11 protein-coding genes are annotated in these 14,110 nt (G+C 29.2%); 1 reads left to right on the top strand and 10 read right to left on the bottom strand.

Going from position 1 to position 14,110, the window contains the following annotated elements; translation table 11 throughout:
• Nucleotides 1-105 precede the first annotated feature (105 nt).
• From yfmH to WJW32_RS12095, 4 genes are all read right to left on the bottom strand, one after another.
• Nucleotides 106-1,386, bottom strand: coding sequence for an EF-P 5-aminopentanol modification-associated protein YfmH (gene yfmH, locus WJW32_RS12110; RefSeq protein ID WP_340258675.1), 1,281 nt, complete (start codon nucleotides 1,384-1,386; stop codon nucleotides 106-108).
• A 15-nt stretch (nucleotides 1,387-1,401) separates the two neighbouring features.
• Nucleotides 1,402-2,661, bottom strand: a complete 1,260-nt coding sequence (gene yfmF, locus WJW32_RS12105) for an EF-P 5-aminopentanol modification-associated protein YfmF (RefSeq protein ID WP_340258673.1) — start codon at nucleotides 2,659-2,661, stop codon at nucleotides 1,402-1,404.
• Between the two features lies 1 nt (nucleotide 2,662).
• Nucleotides 2,663-3,781: a hypothetical protein gene (locus WJW32_RS12100; protein WP_340258671.1), complete on the bottom strand. Its 1,119-nt coding sequence runs from the start codon at nucleotides 3,779-3,781 to the stop codon at nucleotides 2,663-2,665.
• Between the two features lie 98 nt (nucleotides 3,782-3,879).
• Nucleotides 3,880-4,293: a YhcN/YlaJ family sporulation lipoprotein gene (locus WJW32_RS12095; RefSeq protein ID WP_340258669.1), complete on the bottom strand. Its 414-nt coding sequence runs from the start codon at nucleotides 4,291-4,293 to the stop codon at nucleotides 3,880-3,882.
• Nucleotides 4,294-4,520: 227 nt separating this feature from the next.
• Here WJW32_RS12095 and ychF point away from each other — a divergent pair, with 227 nt between their 5' ends.
• Nucleotides 4,521-5,615 (top strand): redox-regulated ATPase YchF, encoded by a 1,095-nt coding sequence (gene ychF / locus WJW32_RS12090; protein ID WP_340258667.1) that lies wholly within the window; start codon nucleotides 4,521-4,523, stop codon nucleotides 5,613-5,615.
• A gap of 187 nt (nucleotides 5,616-5,802) precedes the next feature.
• Here ychF and WJW32_RS12085 read toward each other — a convergent pair whose 3' ends face one another.
• The 6 genes from WJW32_RS12085 to nifJ form a co-directional block, all read right to left on the bottom strand.
• Entirely contained in the window at nucleotides 5,803-5,937 is a 135-nt protein-coding gene (locus WJW32_RS12085) for a hypothetical protein (protein WP_340258665.1), read from the bottom strand.
• Between the two features lie 431 nt (nucleotides 5,938-6,368).
• A complete protein-coding gene (locus WJW32_RS12080; RefSeq protein WP_340258663.1) occupies nucleotides 6,369-7,133 on the bottom strand; it encodes a hypothetical protein in 765 nt (254 codons plus the stop codon).
• A gap of 279 nt (nucleotides 7,134-7,412) precedes the next feature.
• Nucleotides 7,413-7,958, bottom strand: coding sequence for a hypothetical protein (locus WJW32_RS12075; protein WP_340258661.1), 546 nt, complete (start codon nucleotides 7,956-7,958; stop codon nucleotides 7,413-7,415).
• A 58-nt stretch (nucleotides 7,959-8,016) separates the two neighbouring features.
• The gene (locus WJW32_RS12070; protein WP_340258659.1) at nucleotides 8,017-8,574 is read right to left on the bottom strand and encodes a GNAT family N-acetyltransferase; all 558 of its coding nucleotides are present in this window, start codon (nucleotides 8,572-8,574) and stop codon (nucleotides 8,017-8,019) included.
• A 679-nt stretch (nucleotides 8,575-9,253) separates the two neighbouring features.
• Entirely contained in the window at nucleotides 9,254-9,970 is a 717-nt protein-coding gene (locus tag WJW32_RS12065; RefSeq protein WP_340258657.1) for a gamma-glutamyl-gamma-aminobutyrate hydrolase family protein, read from the bottom strand.
• 307 nt (nucleotides 9,971-10,277) lie between these two features.
• Nucleotides 10,278-13,817 carry a pyruvate:ferredoxin (flavodoxin) oxidoreductase gene (nifJ, locus tag WJW32_RS12060; RefSeq protein WP_340258655.1) on the bottom strand — a complete coding sequence of 1,180 codons (3,540 nt, stop codon included), beginning with the start codon at nucleotides 13,815-13,817 and terminating at the stop codon, nucleotides 10,278-10,280.
• Between the last annotated feature and the right edge of the window lie 293 nt (nucleotides 13,818-14,110).

Below are 14,110 nucleotides of genomic sequence, written 5' to 3'. Positions count from 1 at the left end.
TAACGAGCTTTTTTGCTCAAAAATAGTTGCTAGTTCAATTCTTTGAAACAAAAAAGCTAGGTTAAACCTAGCTTTTATTATACCATAATATCGATTTTTAAGTTATTATTTAGGGTTTATTATTGATATAACAGAATACTCTTCATTAAAATGTTTGTTGAATCTATCTTTTACATCTTCAAATGTTACAGCTTTTAATACCTCTAAGTAATCTATAAAGTTTATGTTTCTAAAATGATAAGATATAAAATTATTGGCGATAAATTCTACTGAATCAAAATATTTTAAAAACATTCCTATTTTCTTTTTCTTTATTCTATCAAAATCTTCTTTATGAAGACCCTCTTGCTTGTATTTATTTATATCCTCAAATATAATATCTCTAACCTTATAAGGATCTTTTGATTCTCCTCCTAAAATAGTATATCCATGATCTATTTGAGATACATGATCACAACCGAAGTTTTGATTAATAAGTCCACTTAAATAAAGCTTTTCATATATGCTACTCCCTTTTTTAAGTATCATATCTAGTATTATCTCTGTACATATTTCTTTTTTAAGAAGATCATTGCCACTAACATTGACATTTAAATCCTTTATACCTATATTAAATAAAGGAATAGAAACAGATAAATTTTCTACTATCTCTTTTTGATTAACCTCATTTGGTTCTTCTTCCTTAAATGTCTTTATATTATCAAGAGTATCCTTAGGCTTTATAGCTTTATTAATAGTCTCCATAACCTTATCACAATCCAAATCACCAACTACGAATAAAGCCATATTAGAAGGATTATAAAAAGTATTGTAGCACTTATATAACTCCTCCTTATCTATCTTATATATACTATCCACGCTTCCAGCAATATCTATTCTCGTATTATGCTTAATATACATCGCCTTTAATGTATTAAAATACACCTTCCAATCCGCATTATCATCATACATATTTATTTCCTGTGCAATAATACCTTTTTCTTTTTCTACATTTTCATCAGTAAAATAAGGAGTTTGAACATAATCTATCAAATGGTCAAGCGATTCATAAAAATTATCTGTTGCCGAAAACAGATAAGCCGTCATAGTAAAATTAGTATAAGCATTCGCACTAGCTCCTAATAAAGAGAATTTATCAAATGCATTCCCTCCATCTGGCTGTTCAAACATCTTATGCTCTAAAAAGTGGGCTATTCCCTCGTTAACTTTAATTTTTTCATTTTCATTTATAGGTATAAACTCTAATTGGTTTGATCCATAATTAGTAGCAAATACAGCGTATTTTTTACTAAATCCCTCTTTAGGCATAAAAAATACTTCTAAGCCACAATCTAATTTATCATAGTATAGTTCTTCTTTTAATATATCATTTACTATTTTTTTCATGTTTTTACGCCTCCTTTAGTTTCTTAAAAAATACACAGTATCTAGATTTATATCAGAAGATACATCTACAACATCTTTAATATCAACATTTTGTATCTTCTTCATTATACTATCTAAATTTTCATTAACATCACTTATACCTTGGCTATAATAAAAATCAGAAAGAGAATTTAAACTATCTCTAACAGACTTTATAGAGTTTATTATAGAATTTTTACTATTTACTATTTCTTCCTCAGATATATCAGATTTTTTTATTTTTTCAAGCTGCTCACCTATAAGTTCTATAGCTTTATCGTACTTATCTATTTCTATTCCAGATGATATAAACATTATAGACTTATACTTTTCTATCATAGAGTAAACATAATAACATAAGCTCTCTTTTTCTCTTACATTTACAAACAACTTAGAATGAGGTCCTCCTCCTAATATGCTAGAATAAACCATTAAAGAATAATATCTATCATCTTTGTAATCTATATTCGTTCTATATCCTAGTGTTATCTTACCCTGAGTAACATCCATCTTATCTACGACATTCTTAATAGAATCAATCATACCTATATTATTATCCCCAACTATATCTATAACATTTTCTCTTTCAAATTTAAATATATTTTTTATATAATCTAAAACCTTATCTTTATCTAAATTCCCAGCGACAACTATATCTATTGGAGATGACTTCATTATAGTTTTGTAATGATCATACAAGTTCTTTTCATTTATAGATTCTATATCCTCTTCATATCCGTATTCGTATATACTAAATTTTTCATCCTTACACATTTCTTCAATGCATCTTTCAAGTGCATATCTACTCTTATCGTTTATTCTGGATTTTATTTTATCACTTAAATTATTCTTCTCTATATCTACATATTCTTTATTGAATCCTCCATTTTCTACTAAAGGATCATTTATCATGTCATTAAAAAAAATCAAGCTTTCTTTAAATATTTTTTCATCTAAATAAGTTTCATCTGTTATAGACATCTTAAAACTAAGTATCTGCATATCTCCTTTTTTAGCTACATCAGCATAAACTCCAGCTCCATATAAGTCATCTAGTTTCTTAGATATTTCTCTTTGGCTTTTAAATTTATTACTACCACTTTTAAGTATATTAGGTATCAAAGCATTTTTAGTAACTTCTTTTTTATCAAGTGGTCTTTGCATATATACGCTTATCAAATTAGTCTTAAATTTATCTACACCTATAAAAGTTAAGTTTATTTTATCACCTAAATTTATTCTTTCTACTTTGTGCAATTTATTTACCTCCTTCATTTTCTAACAATTTTATTTTTTTATAAAGTTCATCTACGAATACCTCATTTTCATTAAATGGTCCTATGTAATAAAATCCAGTTCCATCAGGTATGTCTAGCTTTTTAAGTATATATTCTCCCAAAGATCTTATATATATGTTTTCAAATAATGCAGTTGGCATAACCAAGTATAAACGATCTATGCCATATTCTAGTAATTCATCTCCTGTTTTTATTATATCCTTTTTATGATTTTCTAAAAGAGGTAATTTTACTTTTATATCATGATTTTTATCATATTCAAGATATTTTTTTATCTTTTCTCTAAAAAGTATATCCTCATTTAAGTTATTCTTTTTTTCAAGTCCAACCAAAAGTACCCCTACAGACTTTTTATTTTCACTTATGCTACCTATAATTTCTTCCTTATAAGCATCGGCAAGTGCCCTTGAATTCCAAAACAAATCGGTCATGCTTATATTTATCTCATACTTTAATATTCCCAGATTATCTATCCTCTTTTTCAACAAATCGTAATCCTTTCCCTCAGTCAAAAATACTGGACATAATATTATATCTTTATATCCTCTATTTACCAAGTCTATCAAAGTATCTTCTATATAGTTATCTGTATATAAGTTGCTATTTACTATTGTGTACTCATTATTTAATTTTTTTGATAGTTTCTTTCTTAAAACACTCGCTTTATCCTTGAATTGACTAGATCCTAAATGTTCATAAGCATCTTTATATTTATAAAGATTATACGTCATATTAAAAAACGAATAAATACTATCTCTATAATAAATTTCCTTTGCTCTTTGACTTAAGTTATATCGTCTATCTTCTCCATCATATACTAAAACTATAGCTTTTTTAGATTGTGCTTTATCACATAATTCTAAGCTTTTAGTCTTGACCTCTTGTTGAAAAAACATTATTATCACAAAATTGAGTATAAAATAAGATATAATAAAGCTTGTAATCAAAAACTCAGTATCTTTATTTGATATTATATTATAAATACAAACAGTAAATAGCACTATACAAAATCTTTCTAAGAATCCATCTAATACGAATATACAAAAAAAACATAATCCCAATATTATTTTTTTTAACAACCTCATCACCCACATTTTATAAATAATATAAAATATTTTATATACTTATAAAATTATGAATACTTACAAAAATAAAGAACAGAAGTTTTTCTGTTCATCTAAACATTTGGTATAAAATTATTTACTATGTTTTGTATCTCCCATTTCAAATCTACACTCTTACCTTTATCTGCATTCTTAGATATATTTTGAATCTTTTTGGATACATTTTCATCAGATGTTATAAATATATTTTTAATGTTTGAATTTTCATGTTTTACTATATCTTTTATACTTTTTTTAAGTGATTGTTGGTTAATATAATTCATATCATTTTTATTTTTAAAGTCTATGTTAATCAATGCCGTAGTGTTAGTACAAAGTACATTGCAATTACCTATATACTGTATTTTAGATATATCTTTTTCTATATCTACAGCATTTACCATAGAAGTATTGTTTGAAGTAGAATTACATCCCGAAATCATAAAAATCAAAACTATAAGCATATAAAAAATATATCTTTTATTCAAAATATCACATCCTTTATAAATATATAAATAGTTTTTTCTTTTTTGTATAAATTAATGTTAAGCAATTTTATATTTTTTAGGAAATTCTAAACAATATAATCTGATTTTTTTCAACATATATTTTTGTTTTGTTGCACGTATAGCTCATATAAGTTATAATAACTCTGTATGTTTTAAAGTTTTTTACAAAAACTAGTTGATAACTAATGAACGAAAGGAAGATTCATATGAAATTAGGTATAGTTGGTTTACCTAACGTTGGAAAAAGTACTTTATTTAATGCTATAACTCAAGCTGGTGCAGAATCTGCAAATTACCCATTCTGTACTATTGAGCCTAACGTTGGTGTAGTTTCAGTTCCAGATGAAAGATTACATAAATTAAAAGAAATATATAATTCTCAAAAAATAGTTCCTACAGCTATAGAGTTTTGTGATATAGCAGGTCTTGTTCGTGGAGCTAGTAAAGGAGAAGGTCTTGGTAACAAGTTCTTATCTCATATAAGAGAGGTTGAGGCAATAATTCACGTTGTACGTTGCTTTGAAGATCCTAACGTAGTTCACGTTGATGGTTCTGTAGATCCTCTAAGAGATATAGAGACAATAAACCTTGAGTTAATATTCTCTGATATTGAGATACTTGAAAGAAGAATCCAAAAGACTCAAAAAGCTGCAAAAGCTGATAAGTCTCTTATGTCTGAGCTTAACTTAGTAAATAGATTAAAAGATACTTTAGAAGACAATAAATGTATCAGAACTATGGACTTTACAGACGATGAGCAAGCTTTTGTTAAGCAATTAAACCTTTTAACTTCAAAGCCTGTAATCTACGTTACTAACGTATGTGAAGATGAGCTTGCTGATGAAGCTGCTAATAATCCAATGGTTGCAAAGGTTAGAGAATTCGCTGCTTTAGAAAACGCTCAAGTAGTAGTTGCTTGTGCTCAAATAGAAGCTGAAATTTCTGAACTTGAAGAAGATGAGAAGAAAGAATTCTTAGCTGATTTAGGTCTTAATGAATCTGGTCTTGATAAGCTTATAAGCGCTTCTTATTCTTTACTTGGACTTATAAGTTACTTAACTGCTGGACCAAAAGAGATTAGAGCTTGGACAGTAAAGATGGGTGCTAAGGCTCCTGAAGCTGGTGGAAAGATCCACTCAGATATCGAAAGAGGATTCATAAGAGCAGAGACTATAGCATTTGATGATTTAGTTAGTGTTGGAACTATGAGTGCTGCTAAAGAAAAAGGTCTTGTTAGACTTGAGGGAAAAGAATATATAGTTAAAGATGGAGACGTTATATTATTTAGATTTAACGTGTAATAAAAAAGCTCGATGAAATTTCATCGAGCTTTTTTTATGTGTCCTAACGGACTGTTATATGAAATTTATATATTATTTTTGAGTGTGTGAGAATGCTGGTCATTAAAATAACGCTACTGTTGTAAATATTTTAACGACCAGCATTTTAAGTTAATCTAAATGTCTTATATTCTACTGGTATCGCAGTTTACCTATTATCAAATCCTATACTTTCAAAAAATAACTTGCCTAAAGATATCCCACTTCTTAGCTCTACAGAAAAAGCATATGAAAATATCATTAGAAATATTGATAAAAATCCTAGCATAGTTTTCTTTTTCAAAATATCACCTCAATTTATTCTTGCACACATCCAAATTACTTTATCCCCCTACTTGATATTCTAAGGTTTTTGATTCCCATTTTTAGAGTACCATATGTAAAATTCTTTTTTTAATTTTTATTCCGATTATTCCATATATATCGTAATGGTTTTAAAAGGAGATGACCAATACCCTCTGCTAAAATCATATAAATTCTTATAGTAATCATATATACTATAAAAACAATGAAAAATCTTATAGACAAATTCAAAATATCCATATATTATTTCACATCCTTTTAAAAAATGTAAATGAATTAAACTTGATATATTGACATTCTATTTTATTCCATATAACCAACTAAAAATTATTAACCTAATGTGAAGTTGATACTATGAATAATGTGACGCTATTTTATTCTGAAATCGCGACCTGTTACATCAATCATAAATTAGTAATATTTTTCTAGATATATTACCCACTCATTATATATTTCCTGTTTATCTTTAGAAAATATATCCATATAAGATTTATTTCCTTCGATTAATTCAATCACACGTTCCCATCCATATTCTTTATCTAGAAACTCTATAAAAGTATATGAATACTGATAACCTCCCGCATTTCCAAATTTCAATTCATCTTTAATATCCAGAAACTCTATAGAAGGTATTACATTATCTTGAATAAAATTTTTATAAGGACTTTGTTTTGCTAAATATGTTGCAACACCATTATCTATAAAATATGATAGGTTAGGATTAATTCTATAATTAATTGTATGAACAAGTTCATGCTTTGCTGCACTCATTATGCTCTTCATATTGTGATCTTTTATATTTGCTTCAGGCGAAACCATCAACACTCTAGAACCTTTATTATCACCTATATACCAATTTGGTGCTATAGCTAATGTAGCTAAACCATATTTTCTAATATGTAATAATGGTTGATTTTTATAAACATAAATGACTGTTTTTGAATCAAATTTATAGTTTAATTTATTTACAATTTCTTTTCCACTATTTTCTAGATCTTTAAATACAATAGCCGCTCCATTTTCATCACCTTTATCATAGTATACATTCACATAATCACCATCTATTCTTTGCATACCTATATCCTTTAAAATAAAAATTGGTATTGATTGTATGACTATAATAAGCAGCAAAATAATTCCCAAAATCAAAAACTTCTTCGTTTTTATTTTCTTCATTATTTCATCCCCCCAGTATCTAACTCGATTTATAATCTATAAATATTTATAATTCCCTTAAATTCAACTATATAAATTCCATTTAATCTTATTTTTAAATTTAAAGTTTTATATAAGTTTTCTAAACTCAAAAACAAAAAGCCATAAATATGCTATGACTTAAAAAAATTCAGTTCAAAATAGATTTATCTATAGATTCTCCAACACTATTTACTATATTAAACAGTTCATATTATTTCTACATATCTAAAATTAGGTAATAGCACAACTACCTTACCCTCATTTGACAAATAACTTCTCGATTTCGCAAAGTGCTATATCAGTAGATATTGTTCCATCAATTATAATTCTCTTACATGAAATTGATTTTAACCACTCGTCATGTAATCGTTTACTTCTTATAGATGTATCTCCTGTATCATAATTTTCAGCCCATCTTATAAATTCCATATGTTTAATAAACATATCACCATTAGGTCGAATACGATTCCCAAACCTTTTAAGTTCTCTTTGTTTCAGTCGTTTTATACGGATTTTCGTAGGTGTAACTACACGAATTATTAAATCAAATTTTGAAATAAAATAATCTCCCCATCCACACAATGAACCTGTTATTACACATTTCTTATATTTCTTTATATCTTCTTCTAATAGCTTCACTCGTTGATTTGGCTCTCTAGGAGCTGTAAATGGAAGCTCGGTTGGTAACCAATAATAGTCATCAACATCCAAGTGCTTATAGCCATATCGATCTTCAATTGCCTTGCCAAGTGTTGTTGTGCCAGAACCAGATGCACCTACTATATGTATGATATTAATTACCATAGCAAACCTCCCACTAATAATTATTTATAAAAATAAATACCTTTAAATAATGTTCAAATCATACCAATTCCCTAGTTTTATTCCATTCAATATCTAATATACTATAAACAACATGACTTACATAATGGTCATATAGCCATTCTGCTTCTCTTAATATTCCTTCCTTCTTAAAACCTAATCGTTCTGGTATTGCCCTACTTTTTACATTACCTTCTGCACATCGTATCTCAACTCTATGTAAACCTAACTCTGAAAAAGCATAATCAACCATAGATTTACAAGCTCTTGTCATTATTCCAAGACCAGTAAATTCATAACCTAACCAATATCCAATACTCACTTTTTTATGTGACCAATTCAATTCATGATATCCAATGACACCTGCAAAATCACCTTTATACCATATACCTGCTATAAAACCTTCATTGTTAGCAAACTGTTGAAGACATGATTTAATAAATTTATTCACGTATTCACTGTTCGTAGTATTGTCTACCCAAGGTAGCCATTGTCTTAAATAATTTCTATTCTTATCAATTAATAAGTAATCTTCTTCTGTATGTCTATCTTCTAAAATTTTTAATTCAATCTCTTCGTCTATTATCTTTTTAAACATTATTTATCTTTAGCGAGAGAGTGTATGTATGACCAAAACTCTCACTAAATCAATCCCCCCTTCATTAATTAATTTGTCATACTAAATCTATTTAACAGTAAATTTAAGCTTCTGATTCTAGACATTTCATTACATGTAACCAGCTTCATGTTATTAGCCTAATGGGTAGTTGAAATTAGAATATTCCAAATTTATATTTGTGATAGTTCATTTTATTCTGGTGGACTAGGTTTTAATTATATTTATTCCTAGTAATATTATTTACTAAACAATATAATTATTAGCCTTTAATACTATTAATCTTTTGACTTACTTTGATACACTTTTCTTTAAGTATACTTCCATCTTTGAAAACCCCAATATAGCTATAATATATATATATAATTCAAATTTCTCTACATAAATATTATACATGAAATTCATGTATTATTTAGTAAAATTTAGTTATTCATGATACTTTTTGTAACATCCCTACCAACTAAAAACACCTAAACTAAAAATGGAGCTCGTTGAAATGTTAGCTACTTTTTTATTAAAATATTAACTCAAGTAGCGGTATTTCAATGAGTTCCATTTTTGCTTTAATCACACATTTCTTTTATAAACAAAAAAGCCTGTGAAATCACAGGCTATAATTTATCTATAAGTAAGTAATCCATCATCACACTCTCATACTAATTTAGTACGGTGTACATGCTTGAACTAGAGCTTTAAATAAATTTAAAAAATCTGGATATTTGACCGCCAAATCCTCTGGATGCCATTGAACACCTAATGCAAAATTTTTACTTATATGCTCGATTCCTTCAACAACTCCATCTATTGACCAAGCAGTTTCCTTGAGCCCATTTCCAATCTTTTTAATAGACTGATGATGAAAGGAATTTATGCTTATCTTTTCTTCATCAAATATATCAAAAAGTATACTTTCTTTATCTATTTTTATTTCATGATAAAGGTTATTTGAAGGTGTATCCTTTTGGTAATGACCTAAAGAATTTTCTATTTGTGTATTTATATCTTGATATAATGTACCTCCTAATGCAACATTCATTACTTGTAGTCCTCTACAAATCCCCAATACTGGTATGTTTAATTTAAGAGCTTCTAAAAAAAGTTCTTTTTCAAATTTATCTCTTTGCGCACATATCAATTGGACTTTTTGCGTAGGATTTTCGCCATACATTAATGGTGATACATCTTCTCCCCCTGAAAGTATAAGTCCATCTATTGATTTTAAATAATTATTTACTATTTCTTCATCTTCTACTATTGGAATCAACACAGGTATTCCTCCAGCTAAATAAACAGACTTTATATAATTATAATTAACTGATTCATATGTTTCTTTAGACTTACTTTCCAAAAATGTTGTTATCCCAATAATTGGTTTCATATTATCCTTTCCCCCTCATTTATTATTTCAATACCTTTTTGTAAAATCAAATTCCGTCCACTCACCCATATGGAAAACGTTTACATTTGCATTAAAAGCATTATATCATATTTTTTTAATTTACAATACTTTTCTTATTTAAATCTTATAAATTCATTAGCTCAAAGTATAACCCCTAAACTTCCAAAGCATGTTACAGGTACACAAAATAGAAGCATTATATACAGGTTCTAACAAAAATCATTTCCAAAATATGATTTTTTCCATAAAAAAAGAGAAGCTTTCGCTTCTCCTTTTTTATTATTTATTAAGCTTGTTCAGCCATTTTTTTGTAAGTTTCATATCTATCTTTAGAATCTTTTTCAGCTTTAGCAAATAACTCGTCAGCTATTTCAGGGAAAGCTTTTTGTAAAGATGTATATCTTACTTGTCCAAGTATAAAGTCTCTAAAGCTTGCTGTTGGCTCTTTAGAATCTAATGTAAATGGATTTTTTCCTTCTTCTTTTAATGTTGGGTTGTATCTGTATAAATGCCAGTATCCAGATTCAACTGCTTGCTTAGTATTAGCTTGACTACGTCCCATTCCTTCTTTAATACCGTGGCTTATACATGGAGCATAAGCTATGATTAGAGATGGTCCATCATACTTCTCAGCTTCTATTAAAGCTTTCATGAATTGGTTCTTGTCTGCTCCCATAGCAACTTGAGCTACGTATACATATCCGTAAGTTGCAGCGATCATACCAAGATCCTTCTTCTTAACTTTCTTACCAGAAGCTGCGAATTTAGCAACTGCTCCTGTTGGAGTAGCTTTTGAAGATTGTCCTCCAGTATTTGAGTAAATCTCTGTATCGAATACAAGAACATTTACATTTTCTCCTGAAGCTAATACATGATCAAGTCCACCATAACCAATGTCATAAGACCAACCGTCTCCACCGACGATCCACATAGACTTCTTGATTAGGTAATCTTTCTTATCTTCTATTTCAGCTAATAATGCTTTAGCTTTTTCATCTGTTATATTGTTTGATTTTAATAATTCAAGAACTTTAGCACTTGATACTTTAGAAAGTTCTCCATCATTCTTAGTGTTTAACCACTCAGTAAATACTGCTTTGTATTCATCAGCTATGTCAAGTTCTAGTATTTTATTCACTGAATCAGTTAATTTATTTGTCATTTGCTTAACCGCTACTGACATACCAAATCCAAACTCAGCATTGTCTTCAAATAATGAGTTAGCCCAAGCTGGTCCTTTACCTTCATGATTTGTACAGTATGGAGTAGTTGGAGCTGATCCTCCCCAGATTGATGAACAACCTGTTGCATTAGCTATTATCATTCTATCTCCAAATAATTGAGTTACAACCTTAGCGTAAGGAGTTTCTCCACAACCTGCACAAGCTCCTGAGAACTCAAGAAGTGGTTGCTTGAATTGGCTTCCTTTAACGTTGTTTGAAGTTACTAAATCTTCTTTTGGTGATACAGTCATAGCGTAATCCCAGTTTGGAACTTCTACTTCTGTTTGTGTTTCAAGAGGCTTCATTATTAATGATTTTTGCTTAGATGGACAAATATCAGCACAGTTTCCACAACCTGTACAATCTAAAGCAGTTACTTGCATTCTATACTGAAGACCTTCAAGACCCTTACCTACAGCTTTCTTAGTTTTGAATCCTTCTGGTGCATTATTAACTTCTTCTTCAGTTAATAAAACTGGTCTTATTGCAGCGTGAGGACATACAAATGAACATTGATTACATTGAATACAGCTATCCATTTGCCACTCAGGTACATTAACAGCTATTCCACGTTTTTCATATGCAGCAGATCCATTTTCAAATGTTCCATCTTCTCTACCAACAAAAGTACTTACTGGAAGAGAATCTCCCTCTTGTCTGTTTATTGGATTTAATATTTTTTCTACAAATTCTGGAACTTCTTTAGATTCACCTATTGCAACTTCTGATTGTACAGCAGTTGCCCAAGAAGCAGGAACTTCAACTTTAACAAGAGCCTCTAATCCCTTATCTACAGCTGCATAGTTCATGTTTATTACTTTTTCACCTTTTTTACCATAAGACTTAACTATAGACTCTTTTAAGTATTCAACAGCTTTGTCTAATTCGATAACTTTAGCTAATTTAAAGAATGCAGATTGCATTATCATGTTTATTCTGTTTCCAAGTCCTATTTCAGATGCTATATCAGTAGCATTTATTGTATAGAAGTTAATTCCATTATCAGCTATATATTTCTTCATTGAAGCTGGTAATTTTTCATCAAGCTCTTCCATTCCCCACTTACAGTTAAGAACGAAAGATCCGCCTTTTTTAAGTCCTTTTAATAAATCATATTGCTCTACATAAGATTGGTTGTGGCATGCTATAAAGTCTGCCTCATTTATTAAGTAAGTAGATTTTATAGGTTGTTTACCAAATCTTAAGTGAGAAATAGTTATACCACCAGACTTTTTAGAGTCATATGAGAAGTATCCTTGAGCATAAAGATCAGTTTTATCTCCTATGATTTTTATAGCACTCTTGTTAGCTCCAACAGTACCGTCTGAACCAAGTCCCCAGAACTTACATCTTATAGTTCCTTCTGGAGCTGTGTTTATTTCTTCTGTTACTTCTAAAGATGTATTAGTTACATCATCTATAATTCCTAAAGTAAAGTTGTTTTTGATTTCTTCTTTCTTTAAGTTGTCATATACAGCCTTAATTTGAGAAGGTGTAGTATCTTTTGAACCAAGTCCATAACGTCCACCAACTATTATAGGTGCATTTTCTTTTCCGTAGAATAAAGTACGAACATCTTGATATAAAGGTTCTCCTAATGCTCCTGGCTCTTTTGTTCTATCAAGTACAGCTATTCTCTTAACTGTCTTTGGAAGAACATCGAAGAAGTACTCAGGTGAGAACGGTCTGTATAGACGAACTTTTATTAATCCTACTTTTTCACCTTTAGTTGCTAAGTAATCTATAGTTTCTTCTATTGCGTCTGTTACAGAACCCATAGCTATGATTACGTTTTCTGCATCTTCAGCTCCATAGTAGTTAAATGGCTTATATTCTCTACCAGTTATTTTGCTTATTTCCTTCATGTATTCAGCAACGATTCCAGGTACTTTTTCATAATATGTATTAGATGCTTCTCTTGCTTGGAAGAAGATATCTGGGTTTTGTGCTGTACCTCTAGTTACAGGATGCTCTGGATTTAAAGCTCTATTTCTGAATTCTTTAACAGCATCTTTATCTACAAGTCTTGCAAAATCTGCATGATCTATAAGTTCAACTTTTTGAATTTCGTGAGAAGTTCTGAATCCATCAAAGAAATGTACAAATGGTACTCTTGACTTGATAGATGCTAAGTGAGCAACTCCTCCAAGATCTACAACTTCTTGAACTGAACCTGATGCTAAGAAAGCAAATCCAGTTTGTCTTGCTGCCATTACATCTGAGTGATCTCCAAATATAGAAAGCGCATGACTTGCTATTGCACGAGCACTTACATGGAATACTCCTGGAAGAAGTTCTCCTGCTATTTTATACATATTTGGTATCATTAAAAGAAGTCCTTGAGAAGCTGTAAATGTTGTAGTTAAAGCTCCAGCTGCTAATGATCCATGAACTGCACCTGATGCTCCTCCTTCAGATTGAAGTTCTACAACTTGTACCTTTTGACCAAATATATTTTCCATTCCATTAGCTGACCATTCATCAACATGCTCTGCCATAGGAGATGATGGTGTAATTGGGTAAATAGCTGCAACATCAGTAAATGCATATGATACATATGCAGCAGCAGTATTACCATCCATAGTTTTCATTTGCTTTGTCATGATAGTGAATCCTCCTCATTTTTTAAATTTCTCACCTTGAGTATAGTATACAATATACATACTGTCAATCATTCTGCGATTTAAAAAAATAAATCAAAATAACATGATTAAGCTTTCTGTATTTTTATAAGATTTAATTTCTTTAATTACATAATAGTGCATATTTTTATTAAAATCAAGTAAATATAGTATAATTTTGTTATCAAAATTTATTTTTTCTAATTTTTCAGTAATTTCAAACTTTTTATGGGTATAATTTAAATTTAAATATATTTGAAATTTAAATTTTTTCA

Origin of the sequence: Tepidibacter sp. Z1-5 (assembly GCF_037844525.1) — a bacterium.
Lineage (GTDB): Bacteria > Bacillota > Clostridia > Peptostreptococcales > Peptostreptococcaceae > Tepidibacter_A.
Note: the sequence above shows the minus strand (reverse complement) of the source record. Positions and strands in the feature narration are given on the sequence as shown.